Source organism: Sphingobium chungbukense, from assembly GCF_001005725.1.
Classification (GTDB): Bacteria; Pseudomonadota; Alphaproteobacteria; order Sphingomonadales; family Sphingomonadaceae; genus Sphingobium; species Sphingobium chungbukense.
This window is the reverse complement of sequence record NZ_LBIC01000006.1, coordinates 299,651-323,720: the sequence shown is the minus strand read 5'-3', so window position 1 is coordinate 323,720 and position 24,070 is coordinate 299,651. Positions and strand designations below refer to the sequence as shown.

General features: G+C 62.0%; 25 protein-coding genes. 11 read left to right on the top strand and 14 right to left on the bottom strand.

The features are described 5' to 3' along the window. Nucleotides 1-117: 117 nt before the first annotated feature. Both YP76_RS28710 and YP76_RS14780 read right to left on the bottom strand, forming a co-directional pair. Nucleotides 118-348 carry a hypothetical protein gene (locus tag YP76_RS28710; RefSeq protein WP_084733188.1) on the bottom strand — a complete coding sequence of 77 codons (231 nt, stop codon included), beginning with the start codon at nt 346-348 and terminating at the stop codon, nt 118-120. A 468-nt stretch (nt 349-816) separates the two neighbouring features. Then, nucleotides 817-1,848 (bottom strand): arylamine N-acetyltransferase family protein, encoded by a 1,032-nt coding sequence (locus YP76_RS14780; RefSeq protein ID WP_232307563.1) that lies wholly within the window; start codon nt 1,846-1,848, stop codon nt 817-819. Between YP76_RS14780 and YP76_RS14775 the strand changes: the two genes are divergently transcribed. Next, complete coding sequence (locus YP76_RS14775) at nt 1,813-2,298, top strand: pyridoxamine 5'-phosphate oxidase (RefSeq protein ID WP_046764358.1); 486 nt, start codon at nt 1,813-1,815, stop codon at nt 2,296-2,298. The two genes, YP76_RS14780 and YP76_RS14775, sit on opposite strands and share 36 nt — an antisense overlap. Beyond that, nucleotides 2,226-3,647 (top strand): pyridoxamine 5'-phosphate oxidase family protein, encoded by a 1,422-nt coding sequence (locus YP76_RS14770; protein ID WP_232307573.1) that lies wholly within the window; start codon nt 2,226-2,228, stop codon nt 3,645-3,647. The genes YP76_RS14775 and YP76_RS14770 overlap by 73 nt, the downstream gene beginning before the upstream one ends. Before the next feature lie 339 nt (nt 3,648-3,986). Here the strand turns inward: YP76_RS14770 and YP76_RS14765 are convergent, their stop codons facing one another. The 4 genes from YP76_RS14765 to YP76_RS28285 are packed head-to-tail and all read right to left on the bottom strand — an operon-like array spanning nt 3,987 to nt 6,391. Next, nucleotides 3,987-4,940 (bottom strand): MBL fold metallo-hydrolase, encoded by a 954-nt coding sequence (locus tag YP76_RS14765; protein ID WP_046764356.1) that lies wholly within the window; start codon nt 4,938-4,940, stop codon nt 3,987-3,989. After that, the gene (locus YP76_RS14760) at nt 4,925-5,827 is read right to left on the bottom strand and encodes an MBL fold metallo-hydrolase (protein ID WP_046764355.1); all 903 of its coding nucleotides are present in this window, start codon (nt 5,825-5,827) and stop codon (nt 4,925-4,927) included. The genes YP76_RS14765 and YP76_RS14760 overlap by 16 nt, the downstream gene beginning before the upstream one ends. A gap of 16 nt (nt 5,828-5,843) precedes the next feature. Next, on the bottom strand, nt 5,844-6,041 hold the full coding sequence (locus YP76_RS28290) for an acyl-CoA dehydrogenase family protein (protein WP_052757453.1): 198 nt from the start codon (nt 6,039-6,041) through the stop codon (nt 5,844-5,846). Nucleotides 6,042-6,058: 17 nt separating this feature from the next. Further along, complete coding sequence (locus tag YP76_RS28285; RefSeq protein ID WP_232307562.1) at nt 6,059-6,391, bottom strand: acyl-CoA dehydrogenase family protein; 333 nt, start codon at nt 6,389-6,391, stop codon at nt 6,059-6,061. Between the two features lie 56 nt (nt 6,392-6,447). Between YP76_RS28285 and YP76_RS14750 the strand changes: the two genes are divergently transcribed. The 4 genes from YP76_RS14750 to arsH are packed head-to-tail and all read left to right on the top strand — an operon-like array spanning nt 6,448 to nt 8,993. Beyond that, a complete protein-coding gene (locus tag YP76_RS14750) occupies nt 6,448-6,777 on the top strand; it encodes an ArsR/SmtB family transcription factor (RefSeq protein ID WP_046764354.1) in 330 nt (109 codons plus the stop codon). An 11-nt stretch (nt 6,778-6,788) separates the two neighbouring features. Then, nucleotides 6,789-7,214 (top strand): arsenate reductase (glutaredoxin), encoded by a 426-nt coding sequence (arsC, locus tag YP76_RS14745; protein ID WP_046764353.1) that lies wholly within the window; start codon nt 6,789-6,791, stop codon nt 7,212-7,214. 1 nt (nt 7,215) lies between these two features. Next, nucleotides 7,216-8,247 (top strand): ACR3 family arsenite efflux transporter, encoded by a 1,032-nt coding sequence (gene arsB, locus YP76_RS14740; RefSeq protein ID WP_197707500.1) that lies wholly within the window; start codon nt 7,216-7,218, stop codon nt 8,245-8,247. Beyond that, a complete protein-coding gene (arsH, locus tag YP76_RS14735; RefSeq protein WP_046764351.1) occupies nt 8,244-8,993 on the top strand; it encodes an arsenical resistance protein ArsH in 750 nt (249 codons plus the stop codon). The genes arsB and arsH overlap by 4 nt, the downstream gene beginning before the upstream one ends. Nucleotides 8,994-9,110: 117 nt before the next feature. Here arsH and YP76_RS14730 read toward each other — a convergent pair whose 3' ends face one another. The 3 genes from YP76_RS14730 to YP76_RS14720 are packed head-to-tail and all read right to left on the bottom strand — an operon-like array spanning nt 9,111 to nt 10,741. Next, nucleotides 9,111-9,893 (bottom strand): sulfite exporter TauE/SafE family protein, encoded by a 783-nt coding sequence (locus YP76_RS14730; protein ID WP_046764350.1) that lies wholly within the window; start codon nt 9,891-9,893, stop codon nt 9,111-9,113. Nucleotides 9,894-9,900: 7 nt separating this feature from the next. After that, a complete protein-coding gene (locus YP76_RS14725) occupies nt 9,901-10,419 on the bottom strand; it encodes a rhodanese family protein (protein ID WP_046764349.1) in 519 nt (172 codons plus the stop codon). A 4-nt stretch (nt 10,420-10,423) separates the two neighbouring features. After that, nucleotides 10,424-10,741 carry an ArsR/SmtB family transcription factor gene (locus YP76_RS14720; RefSeq protein WP_046764348.1) on the bottom strand — a complete coding sequence of 106 codons (318 nt, stop codon included), beginning with the start codon at nt 10,739-10,741 and terminating at the stop codon, nt 10,424-10,426. 69 nt (nt 10,742-10,810) lie between these two features. Between YP76_RS14720 and YP76_RS14715 the strand changes: the two genes are divergently transcribed. After that, nucleotides 10,811-11,680 carry an MBL fold metallo-hydrolase gene (locus YP76_RS14715; RefSeq protein ID WP_046764347.1) on the top strand — a complete coding sequence of 290 codons (870 nt, stop codon included), beginning with the start codon at nt 10,811-10,813 and terminating at the stop codon, nt 11,678-11,680. A 169-nt stretch (nt 11,681-11,849) separates the two neighbouring features. Here YP76_RS14715 and YP76_RS28280 read toward each other — a convergent pair whose 3' ends face one another. Then, a complete protein-coding gene (locus YP76_RS28280) occupies nt 11,850-12,017 on the bottom strand; it encodes a DUF6771 family protein (protein ID WP_197707499.1) in 168 nt (55 codons plus the stop codon). 178 nt (nt 12,018-12,195) lie between these two features. Further along, nucleotides 12,196-13,974 (bottom strand): tetratricopeptide repeat protein, encoded by a 1,779-nt coding sequence (locus tag YP76_RS14710; protein WP_046764346.1) that lies wholly within the window; start codon nt 13,972-13,974, stop codon nt 12,196-12,198. A gap of 465 nt (nt 13,975-14,439) precedes the next feature. Between YP76_RS14710 and mhpA the strand changes: the two genes are divergently transcribed. The 4 genes from mhpA (at nt 14,440) to YP76_RS14690 (ending at nt 19,640) form a co-directional block, all read left to right on the top strand. Further along, the gene (mhpA, locus tag YP76_RS14705) at nt 14,440-15,942 is read left to right on the top strand and encodes a bifunctional 3-(3-hydroxy-phenyl)propionate/3-hydroxycinnamic acid hydroxylase MhpA (RefSeq protein ID WP_100239404.1); all 1,503 of its coding nucleotides are present in this window, start codon (nt 14,440-14,442) and stop codon (nt 15,940-15,942) included. 12 nt (nt 15,943-15,954) lie between these two features. Next, nucleotides 15,955-16,950 carry a fumarylacetoacetate hydrolase family protein gene (locus YP76_RS14700; protein WP_046764344.1) on the top strand — a complete coding sequence of 332 codons (996 nt, stop codon included), beginning with the start codon at nt 15,955-15,957 and terminating at the stop codon, nt 16,948-16,950. Beyond that, on the top strand, nt 16,947-17,918 hold the full coding sequence (locus tag YP76_RS14695; protein ID WP_046764343.1) for a VOC family protein: 972 nt from the start codon (nt 16,947-16,949) through the stop codon (nt 17,916-17,918). The genes YP76_RS14700 and YP76_RS14695 overlap by 4 nt, the downstream gene beginning before the upstream one ends. A gap of 69 nt (nt 17,919-17,987) precedes the next feature. Further along, nucleotides 17,988-19,640, top strand: coding sequence for a fatty acid--CoA ligase (locus YP76_RS14690; RefSeq protein WP_046764342.1), 1,653 nt, complete (start codon nt 17,988-17,990; stop codon nt 19,638-19,640). A 94-nt stretch (nt 19,641-19,734) separates the two neighbouring features. On the opposite strand, the gene YP76_RS14685 is transcribed toward YP76_RS14690, so the two are convergent. The 3 genes from YP76_RS14685 to YP76_RS14675 are packed head-to-tail and all read right to left on the bottom strand — an operon-like array spanning nt 19,735 to nt 24,038. Beyond that, the gene (locus tag YP76_RS14685; RefSeq protein ID WP_198147504.1) at nt 19,735-20,523 is read right to left on the bottom strand and encodes a helix-turn-helix transcriptional regulator; all 789 of its coding nucleotides are present in this window, start codon (nt 20,521-20,523) and stop codon (nt 19,735-19,737) included. 41 nt (nt 20,524-20,564) lie between these two features. Further along, nucleotides 20,565-21,788, bottom strand: coding sequence for a serine hydrolase domain-containing protein (locus tag YP76_RS14680; protein WP_046764340.1), 1,224 nt, complete (start codon nt 21,786-21,788; stop codon nt 20,565-20,567). A 45-nt stretch (nt 21,789-21,833) separates the two neighbouring features. Continuing rightward, on the bottom strand, nt 21,834-24,038 hold the full coding sequence (locus YP76_RS14675; protein WP_046764426.1) for a TonB-dependent receptor: 2,205 nt from the start codon (nt 24,036-24,038) through the stop codon (nt 21,834-21,836). Nucleotides 24,039-24,070: the final 32 nt, after the last annotated feature.

Sequence of the window (24,070 nt, the reverse complement as noted above, 5' to 3'; positions counted from 1 at the left end):
GTCGGAAGGTCGGCTCCAGTGACGCGATCAGGCTTTCAGGCCCCTATCATCGAGTAATTATAAATATATACCGGAAATTAAATTGAAAATTTCCTCATTCCTTGCAAAGGACGTCTTCTATCGTGGCAATGTCAAGTCCAGGCCGAGCATCCTGGCAAGGGTGAATGTGACGAACAGCAGGCCCAGGAGCGATAGCAATAAGATAGCAGTTATCTTGCTAACAGTGATTAACACTTCACCCTTCTGTGTCTTTTTATCCTGATCGTAATGCCACTTGATGGCGAACAACATACCAGTACCGAGTACAACAATCTTGAATGTTATCAAAGCAATGGGAATAAAATTCATTATTTTAATATGTCCCGTTAATAAGAAAAATATCTATTGATATTATCGTCTTCAAGGTCGGATTCTATTTTGTGATATCTCAAGAAAACGGCGATGAACATTGGACATAATGCCCGCCCTCGAATAAGGATCGTCGTGATGGTGTGGGCGGCGCTCCGCCGCCTCCAGCCTTGCCGATAGCGGGGTCTCCAGGCCCTGATCGGCACCTCCCGACCAATGCCAGACAAATGTCGCGCGCTCGCGGGCGACGGCGACCGCCGTAACCGTCGCGCAAACCGCAGTCATTGAGCCCCTGTCGCCCCTTCTTCGTTGTTCAGCGACGTGTTTCCGGTCTCCAGATAGCGGCCGTGTCATGACCGCGGCAAGGCCCCCGTGGCGCCAACGACAGCGGCGCGCCCCAAAATTGGACGTTCGGGTCGCATAGCAGGAAGGCGTTTCACGACCTTTCTGCATTGCTGCAAAAGTGGATCACGCGACCGAGCGCTGACGCGCGTCGACGACTTTGTCCCAGATCTGCGGCACTTGCGGCACGTTGAGGGCGAAGACCGTGCCGAACAGCTCGGCGAGATGATCGGCGTCGCTGACGACGGTTTTCTCGGCGCCGCCGGGAGTGACGCGCCGAAGCACATCGTTCTGCAGGGCGAAGTAGCCATCCTCGACATGCCGGAAAACGGCAAGCGCATTTCTGAAAGGCGAGCCGACGTCATGTACAAGCCACTCCATCGACCGTTGCAGGGCCGCTTCGTCACAATAATCGGGCTTCAGGTCGATTGTCCCCGCAATCCCCTGTTCGTGGTTGTGCAGACGCAGCCAGCCGGCTTCGGCAAGGTCGATGCGGAAGGCGAAACCGCGCTGCTCGATTTCACCAAGTGCCATCGGCACCGGATCGATCAGTGCATCGGCGACACCCACCTCCGCGAGATAGGGGCGTTCCAGATCCACGCGCAGCGTGAGGTGATTGCCGATCGCCGCGCTTCCGAGTTTGGGCAGATCGACGCAACCTGCCAACCGCATCACCTGAAAGCCGAGGGCCTGTAGGGCGGCCCCGAACAGGCCGTTCATCTCGAAACACCAGCCTCCGCGACCGCCGTGGACGATCTTGGCATGCGCCGCAGCAGGGTCGAGCGATACCGGCCAGCCCATGAAGCAGTCGATCGCTTCCCAGGTGACCGTGAGGAGATGCGCGCGGTGAAGCCGGGTCAGGCCTTCACGGTCTATCGTCACCGGACCGTCGATGCCAATCCTGGCAAGATAGGTCTTAAGCTGTGTTTCGGTCAAAGCGAAGCCGCGGGCGGCGGCGTGCGGATCGGGAAGGGAAAGGGCCACGATATTCATCCTCCGGTCATCTCGATAACAGGGATGTAGAAAAATGCCGCGTCCTTGGCTTCCTAAAAGGATGAGCAAAGGTTGGCGGTTTCCTAAAAGAATATTAAAGCGCGACTGAAACGGAAGGGAGTAGGCCGGATGATGCTTGACGATACCATCGTGGCATTTCTGCACCGGCCGTTGATGTGCATCCTGGCCGGCAGCGATGCGAGCGGTCGTCCGGCTGCCGGGCGTGGGATCGGAGTCATGGTGAGCGACGATCGCGAGACCCTCGGCATCATCCTGTCGGCCTGGCACTATTCTGCCCTTGCCAACGCCGTCGCGCAGACCGGAAAGCTCGCCGCCACCTTCGTCAGTCCGTGCGACTACGTCACGTACCAGTTCAAGGGCCGGACGCACCTGCGCGAAGCCGGCCCGGCAGACCTGGCCCGAGCCGAAACATTCATTGCGGACGCGACGGCTTCGCTCTCCGCGCTGGGCGTGCCGCGGGGAATCATACCGCAATGGATGACGACGCGCGACGCGCGTGTGGCCATGCTCGCCGTCGCGGAATGCTATGTCCAGACGCCCGGGCCGCACGCTGGAATGCGTGCCGACGCTGCGAATGGTGCGCCGACGCTATGACCCTCCGCCTCGCCGACCTCTCGGCCTGCTTCGACGGGGTCATTCCCTCGATCATCGCGACCGCCGCCGCCGATGGAACACCCAACGTCTCGTATCTTTCGCACGTGGTGCGGGTGGACGACGATCACGTCGCCTTGTCCAACCAGTTTTTTGCCAAGACCGCGGCGAACATTCGCGCCAATCCGCTGGTGACGCTGATCCTCGTCGATTGCTTCACCGGGGAAGAGTATCTGCTCGACGTCCGCTTCGTGCGCTCGCTTGATTCCGGGCCCTTGTTCGAAGGGATTGCGCGCCATCTGGCCGCAAGCAGCGCGCAGATCGGCATGGCGAACGTCATGAAGCTGAAAAGCGCGGACATATTCCGCGTGGAGGCGATCGGCATGATCCCTTCGCCGCTCGTCCCCACCCGTTCCGAGACCGGAAAGCCCATCATCGGCCTGACCGCGCTTGCGGCGGCAGTGCGCAGCATCGAGCGGCAGGAGGATATGGGCGCAGTAATCGAGCAACTGCTGCAGAATGTTCGGCACCTTCTGGATTGCCGGCACGCCCAGATCCTAGCTCCCGATACGACCGGCGGCAGCCTGATCACGATCGGCAGCCTGGGCTACGACAACTCTGGCATCGGATCCGAAGTCGCATCGAACGAGGGGCTTATCGGTCTCGCTGTATCGTCCGGCAAGATCGCCAAGGTAAGCGACATGAGCCGGTTCCGCCGCTTCGGCGATGCCATCAAGGCGACCGATGGCGGCGATGAAGACCGATCCCGCAATATCACCAGACCGAGCTTCGACGGCGCGCGGAGCCAGATCGCGATACCTCTCCTGACCAATAATGAAGTCGTCGCGGTGTTACTGACGGAAAGCGAGCGCCCCGCCGCGTTCGGAGCCGACGAGGAGGCGGCGCTCGAAATGCTCGCCGCGAGCGCAGCACGCGCGATGCGAGGGGCCGAGAGTTTGGCGGCGTCCGCGCGGCAGGAGCCGGCCCCGGATCACGCTGTCGCGACGCCTTGCGCAACAGATTCCGACGTGATCCGGGTGGTTCACCACCGTTTCGACGACAGCGTGTTCGTCGATGACGCCTATGTTGTGAAGGGCATTGCCGGCGCGATTCTCAGGCAAATGCTCGAATGGTACAGGGATCAAAGACGCATCGACTTTTCCAATCGCGAGCTGCGTCTCGCGCTGGCTGCCCGGATGCCGGATTTCAAGGATAATCTGGAAACGCGACTACTCCTTCTTCGCCGGCGTCTCGACGAAAAGGAAACCTCCCTCAGATTGGCCAAGACCGGCCGGGGTCAATTGCGGTTGCTTGTGCCCGATCTTGCTTCGGTGGAAATGAGGCACGACTAGAGCGGATTCCGATCTGATTGAATCAGATCGGCCGCTCTAAGTCTTTTATTTGCCGCAATTTCTTAACCGTCAGATGATGCCATCTGACTGGAAATCGCTCTAGTGGCGTCGACCGAGGGAAGGATCAGGGTCAGAACTTATGGATGTGAGGAGTCGGATCGGAATCAGCCTCCGCGAGGAGACTGAAGATGAGCGACCTGTACGACTGAACGACCAGCAGATGTCCCTCCTTCGGCGGCAGAGTGACGGCCAATCATTATGGTCCCATTTGCCCACCCTGGGGCACACTCCACTCCTGACATCCGGTGGATTTTGCTTTGATAGAACCCGTCCGTGGAATCAGCGTTTCGGGTCATTGACTCCATAAGGGATCGGTATCCATGCATAGCCGTCCCCGTCCGCCCGGACATGACCGATACCGGGGAAGGAAACATGATCAAAGGCGAGCCAATAGCCCCGCCGTGCCGCGTCATCGAACAGCGCCTTGCGCTGTTCTGTCGCCGCCTTCTGATCAACGTCAAACTGGACCGACGCATCGGGCCGGGCGAACTGGACCTCTGCAACATGCACGGTATCGCCGACCATCAGCATCTTCTGCCCCGCGCTTTCCAACGCGAAATAGCTGTGGCCCGGCGTGTGGCCCGCGCCCTTGAGCGCGGTGATGCCGGGGAATAACTGCTCGCCCCATGCGAATGTCCTGATCTGCCCAGTCGGAATATAGGGTCCGATGCATGTGCGCGCCTGATCATAGACATGTTTCAGGGGTTCGACCGCCCTTTTTGCCGCGTCTTCGTCCATCCAAAAAGCATAGTCAGCTTCGGGTATGTAGATTTTTGATCTGGTGAAGACCTTTTTGCCATTGAACACCAGCCCGCCGGTATGATCGGCGTGGATGTGGGTGATCAGAACGGCGTCGATATCATCAGGCGAGAAGCCTGCGGCTTTCAAATTCTCGATCAGCCGCCCGCCATCACGCGGCTTGAACAGATCGCCCGCTCCCGTGTCGATCAGAATCCGCTTGCCGCCTGTCTCGATCAGGAAGGCGTTGATCGACAATTCGGTCGGCTGTTCACGATAGGCATCGTGCAGCATCTTCGCCACCAGCTTCGCATCCAGCCGGGTCAACAATTTTACTGTGTCGCGAAACGCCGTGCCGTCGGAAATGACAGTGATGCGCATATCGCCCAGCGTGACCCGGTAATAGCCGATCTGCCGTCCGTTCTCGGCCGAGGCTGCCGTGCCTAGCAGCGAAAGCCCCGCCGCTGCCAGCAAGGCGGTCAAACGAACTGCCATTCAAAACCTCCGTCGCCCCTGCGTCGGACCTCGCCGACCGCGCTTTCCGGGAAATGGGTGCTGAACAGGCGCGCATTCTCATTTGCCGCATAATCGAGCACCCATTTGCGCGCCGTCCTGGCTTCATCCTCGAACGCATCGAACATCGAATTCCACTCGGGCTTGAATATCTGAATAGGGTGATGCAGCGTATCGCCCGGAAAGATCGCCGTCTCGCCGCGTGAAGTGACCGTGATCGATGCATGATCGATGCTGTGGCCCGGCGTAGGCTGGAAGGCGAAACCTTCCAGCACCTCCGAGCCGTCGACCTCGATCAGTTCGGCAACCCCGGCGTCTACCAGCGGAAGCACGCTGTCACGCTGGACGATGAAGCTGGTCTTGTTGCGATCATTATGATGACGCTCATCGGTGAAATATTGCAGTTCCCGGCCTGAGAACAGATAGCGCGCGTTGGGGAAGGTCGGCACCCAGCGGCCGCCTTCCAGACGCGTGTTCCATCCCACGTGATCCACGTGCAGATGAGTCATCAACACATAATCGATATCCTCGGGCTGGGCGCCGGCTTTCGCCAGGCGTTCGAGGAACGGCGTGCTGAGACGGTCGAAGCCGGGAGTGAAGGGGCGCGGTTTGTCGTTGCCTACCCCGGTGTCGATCAGGATCGTCCAGCGTGGCGTTCGGACCAGCCAGCTATGCACTTGCATGTACAGGTTCTTCCGGGCCGGATCCATCGAACCGGGGGTGATCCAGTCCGGATGGCGGACGAGGATATCCGGATCCCATTCGGGGATGACGACCGCGGCCGGAAAATCCTCAAGGGATAATTCCGGTATCCGGGTGACGGTGATGTCACCGAGACGATATGTGTCGAAGCTAGTAGGCTTTTCCATCGCCTATCTCCTCATTTTAGAAATATGCCGAATGGTCGTTGAGCCGTTCGCGTGCGATAATACTGCGCTGAACCTCGGAAGTTCCCTCCACCATGGCAAGAACCTTGGCTTCACCCAACAAGCCGGACACGGGATATTCCTCGAAAATCCCATAGCCGCCGTGGACCTGGACGGCCATGTCGGCGGCGCGTCCGGCCAATTCGCTGGCGAACAATTTGGCGGCGGAACTGTCTACCCGGAAGGGCCGATCCGCATCCGCCCGATACTAAGCGTCGTCAGAATCTGCCTGAGGCCTTCGCCGCGCTGGCCGACCATGGCCGATGCCGGCACGCGGCAATTGTCGAAAAACAATTCGACCGAATCGGCGATGCGCCAGCCGATCTTCCTCCCGGGGGAACCGATCGAGAAGCCAGGCGTACCCACCGGCACGACGAAAGTGGATAGCCCGCGCGGCCCCTGGTCGGGATCGGTCACGGCAACAACCGTTGTAAGCTCATGCAGCGGCGTTCCTCCGTTAGTCGAAAACAGGTCCGGGCCGTCAGTCGTCAATCCGCCAGAAAACATCGTATATTTCCGATGAATCATTGACGCGCGACCATCATATCGGTTATCTCCGATGGATGAAGTTCGACACCGCACTCACCGTCCTGGCGGCTCTTTCGCACCCCACGCGACTGGCGACGTACCGCCTCCTCATCCAATGCGAGCCCGAAGGGCTGTCGACCGGGCAACTCGTTGAGGCGAGCGATCTCAGCCAGAGTACCTTCTCCACCCAACTGGCGGTCATGGCGAAGGCCGGGTTGGTCGTCTCGGAAAAGCGGGGGCGCCAGCAGATCCAGCGCGCCAATATCGACACGTTGCGCGAACTGATGCTCTTCCTGGCAAAGGACTGCTGTCAGGGACGCGCCGAACTGTGCGAGCCGTTGCTCGCCGAACTCACTTGCTGTTGAAGGATCGGGGCATGAACGTTATCGTGATCTATCATAATCCCGGCTGCGGGACGTCGCGCAACACGCTTGCGCTCATCCGCAATTCGGGCATCGAGCCGCATATCATCGAATATCTGAAATGCCCGCCGACGCGGGCGCTGCTCGCCGAGATGATCGAGCGTGCGGGCCTGACGCCGCGCGCCTTGCTCCGCGAGAAGGGGACGCCCTTTGCCGAACTGGGCCTTGGCGATGCCAGCCTGAGCGATGATGCGCTTCTGGACGCCATGATGGCGCATCCGATCCTCATCAACCGCCCATTGGTGGCCACGCCGCTCGGCGTTCGGTTGTGCCGCCCGTCCGAGACCGTGCTCGACATTCTGCCCGATGCGCAGCGTGGGCCCTTCGCCAAGGAAGATGGCGAATTGGTGATAGATGCGGCCGGACGGCGCGTGCGCTGACATGGGGACTTTCGAACGCTATCTCTCGCTCTGGGTCGGGCTCTGCATTCTTGTCGGAATCCTTCTCGGGCAGGCCGTCCCCGGCGCCTTCGCCGCGATCGCATCAGCCGAAATGGCGCAGGTGAACCTCGTCGTGGCCGCGCTCATCTGGCTGATGATCGTGCCCATGCTGCTGAAGATCGATTTCGGCGCGCTCGGTTCGGTTCGCCGGCACTGGCGAGGCGTGGGCGTGACGCTGTTCGTCAACTGGGGCGTCAAGCCATTCTCGATGGCTGCGCTGGGTACGCTCTTTCTCGGCTGGCTCTTCGCGCCGTTGCTGCCGGCCGATCAGATCCAGTCCTATATCGCCGGCCTGATCCTGCTGGCCGCCGCACCCTGCACGGCCATGGTTTTCGTCTGGTCGAACCTGTGCGACGGCGAGCCGAACTACACGCTCAGTCAGGTTGCCCTGAACGACCTGTTGATGGTCTTCCTGTTCGCGCCCCTGGTTGCCCTGCTGCTGGGCGTGGCTTCCGTCACCGTGCCATGGGACACGCTGCTGCTTTCGGTCGGGCTGTACATCGTGGTGCCGGTCATCGTGGCGCAGGCCATTCGCCGGACGCTTCTCGCCTCGGGTGGCCAGGCCGCGGTGGATCGGCTTCTCGCCGGTCTCGGGCCGGTCTCGCTCGTGGCGCTGCTGGCCACGCTGGTCCTGCTCTTCGGCTTTCAGGGCGGGCAGATCGTAACGCAGCCGATCGTCATCGCCCTCATCGCCGTGCCCATCCTGATCCAGGTCTATCTCAATGCCGGCATTGCCTATTGGCTGTCGCGCCGACTGGGTGTCGCCTGGTGCGTTGCCGCGCCCGCCGCACTGATCGGCGCTTCCAACTTCTTCGAACTCGCCGTCGCGGCGGCCATCTCGCTCTTCGGCCTCAACTCCGGAGCGGCGCTTGCGACGGTCGTCGGCGTGCTGGTCGAGGTGCCGGTGATGCTCTCCGTGGTCGCGATCGTGAAGCGCAGCCGCCCATGGTATGAAAGGAGCCTCTTTTCGTGAGCCGTGTCCGCCCGCTGCCCGACCCCGATCATCTCCCCGTGCTCGATCCTGAATATGCCCTCGCGCGCCCGGCGCTGGGCCTTGGCGACGATCAGCCCCCACCGCGCATCCTGCTGCTCTACGGCTCGCTGCGCGAACGATCCTTTTCGCGCTTCGCGGTAGAGGAAGCGGCGCGCCTGCTGCGCTTCTTCGGGGCGGAAACCCGCATATTCGATCCCTCGGATCTGCCGCTGCCTGATCAGGTCGCGGGCGACGATCATTCGGCCGTGCATGAACTGCGCGAGCTATCGATGTGGTCGGAAGGGCAGGTGTGGTGCAGCCCCGAACGGCACGGCCAGATCACCGGCATCATGAAAGCGCAGATCGATCATCTGCCGCTGGAAATGAAGGGCATGCGCCCGACGCAGGGACGAACGCTGGCGGTCATGCAGGTGTCTGGCGGCTCGCAGTCGTTCAACGCGGTCAACACGCTCCGCCTGCTCGGGCGCTGGATGCGCATGTTCACCATCCCGAACCAGTCGTCCGTCGCCATGGCCTACAGGGAGTTTGACGAAGCGGGCCGCATGAAGCCCTCCAGCTATTATGACCGCATCGTCGACGTGATGGAAGAACTGGTCCGGATCACCGTGCTGATGCGAACTCATTCAGGGCAGCTTGTCGATCGATATTCCGAGCGTAAGGCAGCCGGCATCAGGATCGACCCGGCAGCGGATCGGGCAAGGGCCGCGCTGAATGATGGGGCCTGAGTGCATCGGGCGATTTGGGAAATCGACCCAATCCGGTCGCTCCACCGGGTAGCGGTGCTCCCAGTCCGTTGCCGGCAGCGCGCAACGTCGGCAGTTGCCTTACCTCATTTCCAACATTCAGCTTCCTGACGACGCGATGACGTATCCGCCCACTCCGATCACCACGGCGGCAAATCCGCGCTCCAGCAATCCCTTGCTGGTGCCAAGCTTCTTGCCTAGCGCAATGCCTGCGATCGTCCCGCCGACCCCGCCCGCCACCAGCAGCGCCGTCACCCCCCAGTCGACCAGCCCGGACATGGCATAGGAGGTCGCCGTAGTCAGCCCCAGTGCACTGACGACAACAAGCGACGTGCCGATGGCGAAAGGCAGCGGCATTGCCGTTGCGAGGATCAATCCCGGCACAATCAGGAACCCGCCTCCGATCCCGAAAAAGCCGGCGGCCAGACCAACGCCCAGCCCGATCGGAACCAGTCGTGGCAACAGGATGGCGGCACTATCCCGCGTCAAGCGCACATCGGGCGCTTCCGCCGTGTGACGCTTGCGCAGCATCGACAGGCCGACACCGATCATCAGCAGCCCGAACAGCACCAGGAGCCGCCGGCCGTCGACCGCCTTGCCAAGCTCGGCCCCCAGTGCGGCGCCTGTCATCCCCGATACAGCGAACACGCCCGCGCATCGCCACTTGACCCGCCCGGCACGCGCATGACCGATCAGGCTGGCGAGCGCGTTGGCCGTGACCGCGACCGCCGCCGTACCGATTGCGGCATGCGGCGATCCGATGCCGACGACATAGACCAGCAGCGGCACCGCGAGGATCGATCCACCCCCGCCGACCAGGCCAAGGATCAGACCGATCACGCCGCCGGATGCGAGCGTGGCAAGGATGGTGGCGGTATCCATGATCGCCTCAGACCGCGGTGCGCCGGTTCCAAGGCATCACCCGCAACAGGTTGGCCATACCGCACCACCCCGTCACGCCTGCGAACATCAGGCCTGCGCCGACGAACGCCGACAGGCCGAAAAAGCCCGGCGCGACGAACAGCCCCAGCAGCACACCGGTCAGCACCAGTGCGCCGGCCGTGATCTGGACCTGCCGCATGATCTCCAGCGGCTGCGACCGATCGGTCAGGGTGGGCTGTCCCTCCCGGTGCCACGCGTCGATGCCGCCGGCGAGAATATAGGCCGGGGCGCCGCCCGCAGCCGCGCCAAGCTGCGCCGCGTTGGCGGCGGTGCGCATCCCGGACTTGCAGTGGAACACCACCGGGCGCCCATCGCACGGCAGATCGCAGATCCGGTCGAGCGGCACGTTGATCGCGCCCGGGATGCGCTCCCGCGCATGTTCATCCGGACTGCGAATGTCGATCAGCCGCGCACCGGTGTCGATCGCGGCACGGGTGCTGGCCGGGGAAAGCGTTGGAATCGTCATCGCATCAATCCTTGCAATAGAGCGTGTAGAGGGTGGCGAGGAGGGTCTCGACACGAACGTCCGCAATGGCATACCAAAGCGTCTGGCTTTCCCGCCGATAGGTGACGAGGCCTTCGTCGCGCATCTTGGCCAGGTGCTGCGAACAGGCCGACTGCGACAAGCCGACATCGCGCGCTAGGTCGCCGACCGTCACTTCGCCATGTTCGACCAGCTTGCACAACAGCATCAGCCGGCGCACGTTGCCGATCGCCTTCAGCGTGTCGGCCACCTGTTCGGCTTTTGCCTCGAATGTCGCCAGGTCCATCGGCGGCTTGTTCATCATCACCACTCCATTAGCTATTGCTAATATAGTAATATCTAATATATTGGCAATAGCTAATGGAGGATGTTTATGACGCAGCCTTTCATCGAGGCGTTTTTTGACGCGCCGACCAATACGATCAGCTACCTTGTGGGCGACCCCGCGACACGGATTGCGGCAGTGATCGATCCGGTGCTGGACTTCGACATGGCGAGCGGCATCGCCGATACACGTTCGGCCGAGCGGATTCTTGATTGCGCGCGCGATAACGACTGGCGGATCGCGATGGTGCTCGAAACGCACGCCCATGCCGATCACCTGTCGGCCGCTCCCTTCATCAAGGCGCATAGCGGCGCCTGGATCGGGATCGGCGCGCATATCCGCGACGTGCAGAAAATCTTCCGTCCCGTCTTCGCGATGGACGATCTGAAGACGGACGGATCGGACTTCGATCGCCTGTTCGAGGATGGCGACCGCTTTGCAATCGGTACGCTGGAGGTCGAGGTACTGCATGTCCCTGGTCACACGCCCGCCGACATTGCCTATCGCATCGGCGAGGTGGCGTTCGTCGGGGACACGCTGTTCATGCCTGATTACGGCACGGCGCGCGCCGACTTCCCCGGCGGGGATGCACGCACGCTCTACCGCTCGATCCGCCGCTTGCTGGCTCTACCCGACGCGACGCGGCTGTTCCTATGCCACGACTACAAGGCGCCGGGCCGCAATGAGTATCGGTGGGAAACGACGGTAGGTGAACAGCGCCGGTCGAGCGTCCACGTTCATGACGGCGTGAGCGAAGACGATTTCGTGGCGATGCGCGAGCAGCGTGACGCGGGGCTGTCAGTGCCCAAGCTGCTGCTGCCCTCGATCCAGGTCAACATCCGCGCAGGGCGCTTCGACGAGGCGGACGCGAACGGCGTCACCTATCTGCGCATCCCCGTGAAGTGGAAGCGGAATTGAAGTCGGGAACGGGAAGGGGCAGTGCCGTTTCTCCATCCTTTTCAAGGAAGACATGGGACCCTTTGACGCGAATCTTGCCGGTTGGCCCTTTGGGTGATGGGTTGCTCATCTTCGCCGGAGAGACGCGCCTCGATTCCGGGCAAGGGCTGGCCGAGGGAGCGGGACCCGTTCACAATCGGGCGCTGTCGCTTTCCTTGATCGCCGCTTCGATCATGGCCGCGAGGGTTTCCTCCGCCCGGGCACGAGCAGCATTGTCTTTGCCTGCAAGGTCATGGCGAATCCATGCAGGTGCGTGTTCCAGCACGTTGAGGATGGTCTGTAAAAGGGTTGCGCTCATTCGTTGCGCTATGCTGATTGCCGCAGGATTGGCAAGCAAAAGGCGCAGGCGGTCAACCGCTACCGGACTTCGATCGCTACCGGACAACCACGATATCGATGCCGGTCTTTTCGGGAAATCGAGACCCAGTGCCGGTCGGCGACTACCGCAAAACGTCACAAATCGCTGCAAACCTGCACTATAAACGATCCATCCTCAGCCAGTTCGGATCACCCGCCCAGGCCTTCTGCAAGGCAGCCTCGGCGGCGGCGGCATGCGCCGCGCGGCCCAACGCCCGCTGCGCTGAAGCCACGCCATAGAGCGCCCAGCCGTTATTGGGCGAGCGCGTCAGGGCGGCGGTGAATGCGGTCAGGGCTTCGTCGTAACGGCGCTGGCGATACAGCACGCTTCCCAGCGATTGATGGACCGGATAATACCAGTAGGGCGGTTCCATATAGGGAAGCTTGTCCTCGATCAGGATGGCCTCGCGAAAGAGCTTCTCCGCATCGCCGAAGCGGCCATTGGCATAAGCCCAGCGGGCCCGCGCCACCGTTTCCGCAAGCTGGATGAGATCGCGCACGGGAACGCCCTGGTCGATCATCGGCTGCACACCATCGCCCAGACGCAGCGCGCGCAGCTTCGTCATCTCCTGGTCGAACCCGGCCCGGTTCCGCTGCTGGGCATAGGCCAGCGCGCGGGCATAATGGCGCATGGCACTGGCATAGGGCAACCGCGCATCGGGCGCCCGCATGGCGAGGATCTGCCTGGGCGTCGCGAATTGCGCCGCCGCGAAATAGGGCGCGGCGTGGATCGCCTGGACCCACGCGATCTTCGCGCTGGTGGACGGGTCGAGCATCTGTTCCAGCCGCCCGGCCTCGCGAATGGCGGTCGCCATGTCGCCGGCCATCTGCGCCGAGGTGACGATGAAGTGGACATTGTGCGGATAATAGCCGTAGCGGACCAGCCCCCTGTCCCCGCTTGCCCTGATCCATTCCTCGTCGGCGCGCGCGGCGGCGATATTGACGCGTATGGAATCCTTCCAGCGGCCGACGCGATAATAGATATGCGCCGGCATATGGACCAGATGAGCCGCCTGCGGCGCGAGCGGTGTTGCGAGCCAGTCTGCTGCGGCTTCCGCACGCTTGGGGTCGGGCCCATTCTCCATCAGATGAATGTAGAGATGCGCCGCCTGCGGATGATCGGGGTTCCGCGCAAACACCGCCTCGACCAGCCCGACCGCTTCCCCCAGCCGCGGCTGGGGCGTGCGCCCATCAGGCAGCCAATAATCCCATGGCCGCGTGTCCATCGCCGCTTCCGCCGCAAGCAGCGCGATGTCGTCATTGGCCGGCTCAGCCGTTGCGGCTGCCAGCATGGCGTCGGCATAGGCGGCATCGAGCGCGGCGCGATCCACGTTCGGATCGGCCGAATAGCGTTTCATCATGGCCGCCGTCAGCACCTGTTCGGCAGGCGTCGCCTTGCGCGCGAGCCATTCGGCATAGCGCGCCAGGCCGACGGCCCGCGCATTGGTGGCGGGGTCCATCGGTGCATTGATGTTAGGACCATGGGCCAGCGCTTCGCCCCAGAAGCACATGGCGCAGCCGGGATCGAGCCGCTGCGCTTCGCGGAACGACGCGATCGCGCCCGCATGGTTGAAGCCATAGGCCATTGCCAGCCCCTGGTCGAAATAGCGCTGCGCGACCGGACTGGCCGTCGTGATGGGAAAGTGGACTTTCCCCATATCGTCATAGAGCGGCGTGCGGGCATCGGGGTCCGATGGAACAAGCGCCGCCGCCGTGGAAAGCATGGCGCGCATCGATCCGCTGGCTCTCTCCCTGCCGCCGCAAAGGCCGCGCGCCATAGTGGTGGGGTCGAGGAGGGCGAGCAGCCCGGATGAGTATGGTTGCTGCGGGGCCGGTGCGACACTCAACAGCATGCCCGCCGCCAAGGCGAGGGAAAGCGAATGCACAATCCTCTTCATCGCCATCTCCTGCAATTCAGAGCCAGTCGATGGTCGCGTTACATATCCCTGCCGATTCTTCAGCGCGACTTCTTCTTGAACTCGTCCACATTCAGCGATGGCGTGTCGCGGCTGGGCAACGCCCAGTCCATCTGACCCTGACATGCAGGGAATGCCAATGTCTGCGGTGAACGGCTGGAGCAGTGACTTTCCCTCATGTCGGCTGGCAGAATTCAAGCATGGCAACCGGATATCCGGGCGGGAGGGAGGAATCTTATGGCGGTGAAGGCGTCGTTTGCCTCGGTTCGGCGCCCTTGTCGTAGCTTAGAGCGGCCTGTCCCCTCTTATTGAGGACAGACGATCATCGCGCAATCTGCCAGTTCCATCGAGAGGCGGCCGACCGCGTGATTGCGGACCGGCTGGCCCGTTGCGGACGCCGACATGCAATCCGGCAAAGATCGAGATGAGCTACCCATGCTTGATACCATGCTTGATACAAGGCAGAAATTCGATGTCATCATCATCGGCTTTGGACCGAGCGGCGCTGCGCTTGCCCATCTGCTGGGACTGTCCGGCCTTAGCGTGCTGGTTCTGGAACGCGATGGCGGTATCTACAATGTCCCGCGCGCGGTGCACTTCGACGATGAGGTGATGCGCGTCTTCCAGACGATCGGGGTTGCGGATGCCGTGGCGGCGGAAGCGCGGGTCAATGTCGGCATGCGCTTTGTCGATCCGGACGGGAACCTGCTGCTCGACTGGTCGCGGCCGCAGGATATCGGCCAGCATGGGTGGCATGCGAGCTACCGCTTCCATCAGCCGACCTTGGAAGCGGTACTGAACGACGAAATCTTGAAATATTCCAACGTGAAACTGCGTCGGCGATGCGAGGCGTTCCTGGTCGAGGACCGGGGAGACGAAGCCCTTGTCCGATACGAGGACATGGCGACCGGGCAGATCATCGAGGCGTGGGGTGCCCAGGTCGTCGGGTGCGATGGCGCGCGCTCCCTGCTCCGCCGCTTCATCGGCTCCGGGATGGAGGACCACGGCTTTCACGAAAGATGGCTGGTCGTCGATGTCCTGCTGAACAGCGACAGGCCTGACCTTGGCGATCATTCAATTCAGTACTGCCACCCGCAGCGGTCGATGACCTATGCACGGCAGCCGGGAAACCGGCGGCGCTGGGAAATCAGGTTGCTCCCGGATGAGCAGGACTATTCGATCGGCCGGCCCGACCGCATCTGGACCTTGCTGTCGCGCTGGATCAAGCCGGACGAGGCGGAAATCGAGCGCGTGGCGGCCTATAGCTTCCATTCGCTGGTGGCGGAGCGGTGGCGGCGGGGGCGGCTCTGGATCGCGGGTGATGCCGCTCACCAGACGCCCCCTTTCATGGGACAGGGAATGTGCGCCGGGATTCGCGATGTCGCCAATCTTGCCTGGAAACTCGTGCTCGCGATCGGAGGCAAGGCCGACGACGAGCTGCTCGACAGCTATCAGTCGGAGCGTAAACCCAATGTGACAAAATATATCACCACGGCGGTCGGGTTGGGCGGCCTGATAAACGCCAGCGATCCCGGCGCGGCGCTGCGGATGGCGCAGGCCTCTGGAGAGGGCGGGGGGAGAATGAAGAGCCTGGTTTCCGAACTCGGCCCTGGCCCCGGCGCTGGCCCGCATAGAGGGCGCATATTCGGACAACCCAGTCTGCGCGACGGAGTCCGGATGGACGATGCGGTCGGCTATGCCATGGCGCTGGTCGCGGATGCCGAACTTGCTCGAGAGATTGGTTCGGTTCCGGGTCTGCAAGTCATCTCCCCGCGCGAAGCGCCGGGGATCGAGGAAGAGCTGTCGCGTCTTGGCATACGCGCGGCATTATTGCGGCCGGACCGATATATTCTCGCGACCGCAAACAGCGGTCCCGAATTGAACGCCGTGCTGGCGACGCCTGCAATCGCAGCGCTGCTTTCGTCGCGGCCGGCGCGCATCAAGGAATGACGGAGAAGTAGAATGAAACTGGCAACATTGCGCTCCCCCTCGTCACGCGACGGCAATCTGGTGATCGTCAGCCGCGACTTGCGCCACGCCGTGCGTGTCCCCGATATTGCAGCCACGTTGCAACAGGCGCTGGACGACTGGAGCCGAACGGAAGCCCTGCTGCGTTCGCGGGCCGAGGCGCTCGAGGCGGGAACGCTCGAAGATGCCTTCGATTTCGATCCAGCCGCGGCGGCCGCGCCGCTTCCGCGCGCCTATCAATGGTGCGACGGATCGGCCTATCTCTCGCACGCCGAACTGGTGCGGCGGGCGCGTAACGCCGAAATGCCCCAGTCGCTCTATCATGATCCGCTCATCTATCAGGGTGGCGGCGATCGCATGGCGGGTCCGCGTGATCCGATACTGATCGCCGACGAAGCCTGGGGGATCGATCTGGAAGCCGAAATCGCGGTCATCACCGATGATGTTCCCATGGGCGTCAGCGCGGACGAGGCGGCCCGGCATATCCTTCTGGTCACGATCCTCAACGATGTCAGCCTGCGCAATCTCATCCCCAGTGAACTGGCCAAGGGGTTCGGCTTCTTCCAGTCGAAACCCGCGACGGCTTTCGCCGCGGTGGCGGTCACGCCCGATGAACTGGGCGACGCGTGGGACGGGCGCAAACTCGCGTTGCCGCTCAGAAGCTGGGTGAACGACCGCTGGTTGGGCGAACCCAATGGCGGCCACGACATGAACTTCGACTTTGCCGCACTCATCGCCCACGCGGCGAAGAGCCGGGAACTGGGCGCGGGCACGATCGTCGGTTCGGGCACGGTATCCAATCGGGACCGGGCGGTCGGATCGTCCTGCCTGGCCGAAGTCCGGATGCTGGAAACCATCGATAGCGGCAAACCGGAGACCCAATTCCTGCGTTTCGGCGACCGGGTGAAGATCGACATGACCGATGTCGCGGGCGCCAGCATTTTCGGCACGATAGAACAAACGGTCGTCCGCTACGAGCCAGCGGGATGACCGGCGGCGAGATCATCGGACTGGGCTATATCGGCGCGCGCACGGCTTCGCTGGACGATTGGCGGCAGTTCGGCACCCATCTGCTCGGCATGCAGGTGCTGCCGCTGTCCGGCGGCCGGATCGGCCTGCGCATGGACGATGCGACCCACCGGTTGGCTGTACGCGAAGCGGCTGGCGAGGGTGTCGACTATTATGGCTGGGAGGTGCGCGACGCGCAGGCGCTACAATCACTTGCGGCGCGGCTGGAGGCGCACGGCAGGGCTGTTTCCGCCATGCCGCCGGCGCTCTGTGAAGATCGAGGAGTGGCGGACGGCTTCACGACGACCGATCCGGAAGGGAACGTGCTCGAATTCTTCCATGGCCGGGCGCTCGCCAACACAGACTTTGTGCCGGGGCGACCGATAGAAGGCTTCCGGACTGGCTCGCTGGGTATGGGGCACGCGGTCCTCAACGTCAGCCGGATCGAGCCATTGCTGCCTTATTATCGCGATCTGCTCGGCTTCCGGCTGAGCGACTATACGCTCGCGCCTTTCAAGGCCTTCTTCTTTCACGTCAACACCCGCCATCACAGTCTCGCGATGATCGAGAACGGCCATGCCGGGATGCACCATCTGATGGTCGAACTGGACGGCTTCGACGACGTCGGCCAGGGCTATGATCTGGCGCAGATCGAACCGGGCCGTGTCGCCGCCACGCTGGGGCGGCACTCGAACGATCATATGACGTCCTTCTACATGCGAACGCCATCCCGGTTCCTGATCGAATATGGTTGGGGCGGCCGGGATATCGATCCGGATCGATGGCAGCCGAGTGAGATGCGATGCGGCCCGAGCCTGTGGGGTCATGATCGCGACTGGCTGTCGGACGAGATGAAAGCCGAGGCGCGGCGGCTGCGGCTGGAGGCGGCAAGGCACGGCATGCGTGCCTCCTTGAGGGTTGCGTCTGCCGCCGGACACACCCTGCCGTGATCGCAATAGTGCAAGTCAAAGAGCGCCGCGTTTGCACCGCATCGCCCCAGCGCGACCGGGATTAGGGAGATGCCATTGCGTTTTGTCGAGCCTGCCGCTGAATATTATCGCGTCCCCCTCACGATCCGGCACCTCCTCGACGGTGTGCTGACCAAAGCGGGAGACCAGCGCATCCTCTATCGCGATCAGGTCGACCTCAGCTACCGCGAATTTGTCGGCCGCGTCGGGCGCCTTGCGTCGCTCCTCGAAGCCGTCGGCGCGAAACCGGGCATGACGGTGGCGGTCATGGATTGGGACAGCCACCGTTATCTGGAGGCTTATTTCGCCGTGCCGATGATGGGCGCGGTGCTCCAGACCGTGAACATCAGGCTGCCGCAGCCGCAGATCGCCTATACGTTGCAGCATGCCGAGGCTGAAATCCTCATCGTCCATCGCGACTTTTTCCCCATCGTCGAGGCGCTCCTGCCCTTGCTACCTCAGGTCAAGGCGATCGTCGCGATCATGGACAACGGATTTGACGCCGTGCCGGCCTGGGCGGTCGGCGAATATGAGGCAATGTCGGCGGCATCATCACCCGATTATCCCTTCGAGGATTTCGATGAGAATGCCGTCGCCACGACATTTTATACCAGCGGCACGACCGGCAATCCCAAGGGCGTCTGTTTCACCCACAGGCAGCTTGTCCTGCATACGCTGGCGATAAGCGCGCCGTTCGGCGCTTCGGACGCTGCCCCGTGGATCGGCGTGGGCGATGTCTACATGCCGCTGACGCCGATGTTCCACGTCCATGCGTGGGGTTTCCCCTATATTGCGACGATGCTTGGCTTGAAACAGGTCTATCCTGGACGCTATGAGCCGCAGACGATCTGCGCGCTCCGTGAGATTCACAGGGTCAGCTATTCCCACTGTGTTCCCACCGTGCTCGAGATGGTGCTCAATGCCGCGGAAGACCAAGGCGCTGATCTGGCGGGTTGGAAGGTAACGATCGGCGGATCGGCATTGACCAGGAACCTGCTTGCCAGGGGGCACGCCCATGGCATGTTGCTCGGCGCGGCCTATGGCATGTCGGAAACCTGTCCGGTCGTGGCAGCCGCCGGCCGGCGCGGACCGCCCGCCGATGTGGGTGAGGCGGGCGTGCCCGACGCATTGACCCTGGCGGGCGTATCGGCGCCGCTTGTCGAGGTGCAGATCGTCGATGAAGACATGAACCCGGTGCCCCATGACGGGCGGACACGCGGGGAGGTCGTTTTGCGATCTCCCTGGCTGACCCCGCTTTACACCGGAGACCAGACGGCAACGGCTGCTTTGTGGCGGGGCGGCTGGATGCACACGCAGGATATCGCCACCATGGACCCTGTGGGACAGGTGCAGATCCGGGACCGGTTGAAGGATGTGGTCAAGACCGGCGGTGAATGGGTCGATTCCCTTCAGTTGGAGGAAATTGTCGCAACAGGCGAAGGCATCGCCGAGGCCGCCGTGATTGCAGTGCCCGATGCAAAATGGGGCGAGCGTCCACTGGCCGTAGTGGTGCCCACGCCTGGCACCATCCCGACGCTCGACAGCATCAACGCTCCCGTCGATTACGCCATTTCCCAAGGGCTTATCACGCGCTATGCCAGGCTCGACCGGTTCGAGGTGGTGGATCAGCTCCCGCGGACCAGCGTCGGGAAGATCGACAAGAAACGCCTGCGCGCCCGTCATGCCGAGGGGGCATCGTCCTGACCGGAGTTAAGAAGCTGACCCTTGAGAGCAGGCTCATTCGCCCGCGCACAAGCCTGGATATCATGGCAGGAAGCGGGTCGCGGCTACGATCCTGCTAGGCCGAAAAGGCGCCACCTTCCTGGATACGGCAGATCGAGAAGAGCTGCCCTCGCGAGGATATGCCGAGCTTCTGATAAGCCCTTTGCCGATATGTCACCACGCTGTTGGCGCTTACCCCGATATTTTCCGCGATTGCCTCGGCTTTCCGGCCGGCGAGCATGCCGAGGCAAACCTGCTTTTCCCGTTCGGACAGAACCGCGAGCGGCAAGGGAAATTCTGGCGGCTTCAACCGCGCGAAATGGGTTGCCAGCATTCTGCCGATCAGTTGGTATAATTCCGTCGGAATGCTATCGAGCGCGATCGACGAAACCGAACTGGGATCGCGGGCAAGATAGAGGTTCAGGATCATCCGGCGCGAATCCTGCGCCAGGAGGATCGCCGTCTTGGTTCGAAAGCCGGGTGCGCCGAAGAACATCGATACATATTTCTCGTCCAGTTCGGGCAGGAGCGACTCCAGCCTGACGACGGCGCATTCGCCATCTTCCATGGCTCTGGCGCGCTTGAACAGCGGGTCTTCCCGAAACCACCCGTCGACATAGGCAGCGGCCAAGGTGCCGCCCCTCTCCTCGGAGAGGAAATTCCGGCTGAGCAGGCAGTTGGCCATGTCCGCTTCATAGCTGAAGGCCGTGACCTGCGCGGCACCGACCTGCAACACGAATTCGAGGAAGAATTCGGTGAACGCGTCACGACCTATCGAAGAAATGCACTTCGATACGGAATCGAGCAAACTTCCATCGAAGGAAACCAAACCGCGCGGATTGCTCGTCTGCGTTGCTATAGCCATCGACGCTTCATACAGAATCGCCGCTGCCTTGCCCATCCTCATCACGCAAGCCCGAGCGCGTTGTACACAGCGCTGTGCAACAAATCCCGAGGCATATCCGCGGCAGGCGGGAAGCGCTGCGTCATGAATACGACGCTGAGATCATGCTTCGGATCGATCCAGAAGGTCGTGCTGCAACCGCCGCCCCAGCTATATTCTCCCGGAAACGCCGGTACGCCGTTGGCAGGCGGACGAAGCACCACGGCGCCGCCGAGCCCGAAACCCATTCCGTCACCGGCTCCGCCCAGGCCCCACTTCGCGAGCTCGGGCAGCTCTTCGAGTTGGTCGGGCAGGAGGTGATTGGAGAGTATCGCGCGTGCTGACTGGGCCGACAGGATGCGCGCACCCCCAAACTCGCCCTTTCGCAACAGCATTTCGGCGAAGCGACCATAGTCATCGACAGTGGAAATGAGGCCGCCGCCGCCGGCGAGACCGGGAACCGGCTTCAGCCGAGGGCTGTCAGCGCCGCTTTCGGCCAGTTCCATGCCGCCGCCTTCCTTCGGACGATAAAGGGAGGCAAGCCGGTGAGACTTGCCTGGCTCGACCCAGAAGACCGTGTCGTCCATCTTCAGCGGATCGAAGACCCGCCTTCTCAGAAAATCATCGAGCCTTTGCCCGCTCACGCGCTCGATCAGGATGCCGGCAACCTCGAAGGACATGCTGTAATGCCATCGCGTGCCGGGCTGCGCGACAAGAGGAAGCTCGCCCAGGACACGCGCAAGGCCATCGAGACCTCCGAAAAGGGGATCGTATCGCCAGCGGTCCTGGTTGATGCCGGGGTCTGCGGCATAGAGCGCACCGACCGGATTGCCCGACTGGAACCAGTAGGAAAAGCCGGCTGTGTGCGTGAGCAGATGTTTGACGGTCAGGATGTGAGCCGGGGAGGGGCGAGTGGCATCACTGGCTTTGTCCGCATAAACGCCGAGGCCGGCAAACTCCGGAATATGATCGACGACGGCGTCATCCAGGCTGAGTGCACCGTCATCGATCAGAACCATTGTCGCGGCAGCGATGACCGGCTTGGTCATCGAGAAGAGCCGAAACATGGAATCTCGCGCTATGGGCGTGCCGTTCGCGATATCGCTGAAACCGGACTGATGGTAGAATATCTCCTGGCCCGACCGGTGGATCACGACATTGGCGCCGGGCAGTTGCTGCGAATCCACCAATTCATCGAGCAAAGCGGCGACCTCGCCAAAATCTGCACGCCCTGTTTCACTCCGCATGAGTCATCCTTTGCACCCTGATCTACGGGCTCGCTTGATTGCAGGTCAGAACTTCACGCCGAGCGTTACGCCATATGTCCGGGGTGCCCCAAGATGCCGGAACACGCCCTGATTGGCCTCGCCGATGCCAGTGGCGTAGACTTCGTTCGTCAGATTCTTACCCCAGAAGCGTAAGGAAAGATGGTCGCTTGGTTCGGTCCATTGGACGGAAGCGTTCAGAAGGCCATAGGCGGGCTGAAAGGCGAAATTGTCGGCGGACGCGTACCAGCGGCTCGAATAGGAGTAAAGGACGCTGAACGCGAGTGTACCTTGAGCCAGTTCGGTCTTGTAGTTCGCACCGGCATTAACGGACCAGGTCGGCGATTGCCCCACCCGATTGCCTTTGGCAGACAGGGTGCAGAAACTTCCCGGAGCAGTGACGCAACCAGAAAAGCCGTTGAAATAGGGCGCATTGTCGTAAGAGCTGAACCGGCCATGCAGATAACCCAGGCCGCCATTGAGCGAGAATCCATTCCCCAAGGCGAGGTCCGCATCGAAATCGATGCCATAGATTTTGGCAGCCGCGCCATTGCCGATCAGGCTGTTGCCTCCGGCATAGTTGGTCACCTGTATATTGGAATAATTATAGTGGAATGCGGCGATGTTCAGCCTTAGCCGCCGGTCCAGCAGCTCGGTCTTCAGGCCCACCTCCGCAGCCTTGATCTGCTCTGGCTTATAGGGAGGGTTCGCCGACGAGTTCAGATTATAGCCGCCGCTCTTGAACCCGGTATTGTAGCTGACATAGCCGAGGATATCCGGCGAGAATTTGTGATCCAGCGCAATGCGATAGTTGAACCGCGTAAAATCGATTTTTCCGGGAAAGCCGGCCACAGGCAGAGGGTGGACCGCCGCGATGACGCCCCCGGCGACGATACTCTCCGTCCCGCTGATTTCCCTTTTCTCATGAGTCAGGCGTCCGCCCAGCGTAAGGGTCGTGTCGTCCAATATCTCATAGCTTGCCTGGCCGTAGGCGGCCAGCGACCGGGTCGTCACCCTGTTGTTCAGCAGGATGGCGGCGGACACGCCCGGAATGAAGGAGACCGGCGCGGCAAGCTCGATGCTGACATCGTCATATCCGTCCTTGGCATCAAAGAAATACGCTCCGGCCACCCATTTGAGCGGTCCCGCGCCGGTGGATGAGAGTTGGAATTCCTGGCTGATCTGCCTGGCGCGAACAGGTCCGCCATCGGTGCCGCAGCAACTGATCAGTTGCACCGGCGTCAGATCGAGATCCAGCTCGAACATATATCGGCTCTTGCGATAGGCCGTGATGCTCTGCAACGCCACGGCCCCCAGATCCTGGTTGATCTGGAGTGAGATGCCGCCCGAACGCAATCGGCTGTCGCCCTGGACATTGCTGTTGGTGTCGAAGGCGCCGCCAAGCGGGAACGGCCCGCCGAAAAAGGGATTGTTGAAGCTCTGCGGATAGCCCGGATAGGCATGTTGCACGTCGGTTGCCTTCCGGTCGGCATAATCGACAGCCAGGCGTATCTTCGTCGCGTCCCCCGGCTCGAACAGCAGCTTCGAACGAACCGCGAAGTCGTGATCGGTGCGGTTGACGTCGCGGCCGTTGAAAAGATTGGTTCCCCACCCGTCGCCCTGATGCTCGTAACGCACCGCCAGGTCGGCCGCCACGCGATCCCCTAATCCGGCGGTGAGATAAGCATTGGCGGTAAGCTTCTCATAATTGGCATAGCTTAGGTCCAGCGCCATCGGAGGATCATATTTGGGATCCTTGGTGATGACATGGATCAGGCCGCCCGTGGCGTTGCGCCCGAACAAAGTCCCCTGTGGGCCCTTGAGCACCTCCACCCGCTCGATATTGTTGAGCGTGAGCAGGGACGACGTGCCGCTCGCGATATAGACGCCGTCGACATAGAGCGCGACCGGATTTTCCACGCCGGGTCCGGAAAAGTCGGTGCCGACGCCGCGAATATGGGGTTGGATCGTGCCGGCAACCTGGGTCAGGGAGAGGTTCGGCGTCACGGCACCAAGATCGGCCGCGTTTGAAATACCCGTGGCTTCCAGCCGCGCCGAGGTCACAGCCGTGATCGCAACCGGGACATCCTGAAGATTTTCAGATCGCTTCTGGGCCGTGACGACTATGTCTTCCAGACTGCCGGCGTCCGCGTTCCCCTGCGCATAAGCTGGGCAGGCGCCGATCGCGATCGGCGCAGCCGTGATAAGAAGCGTTGTGATTTTGCGAAACATCGTCATCCCCTCTTTTCGACTTGTATTAGCCG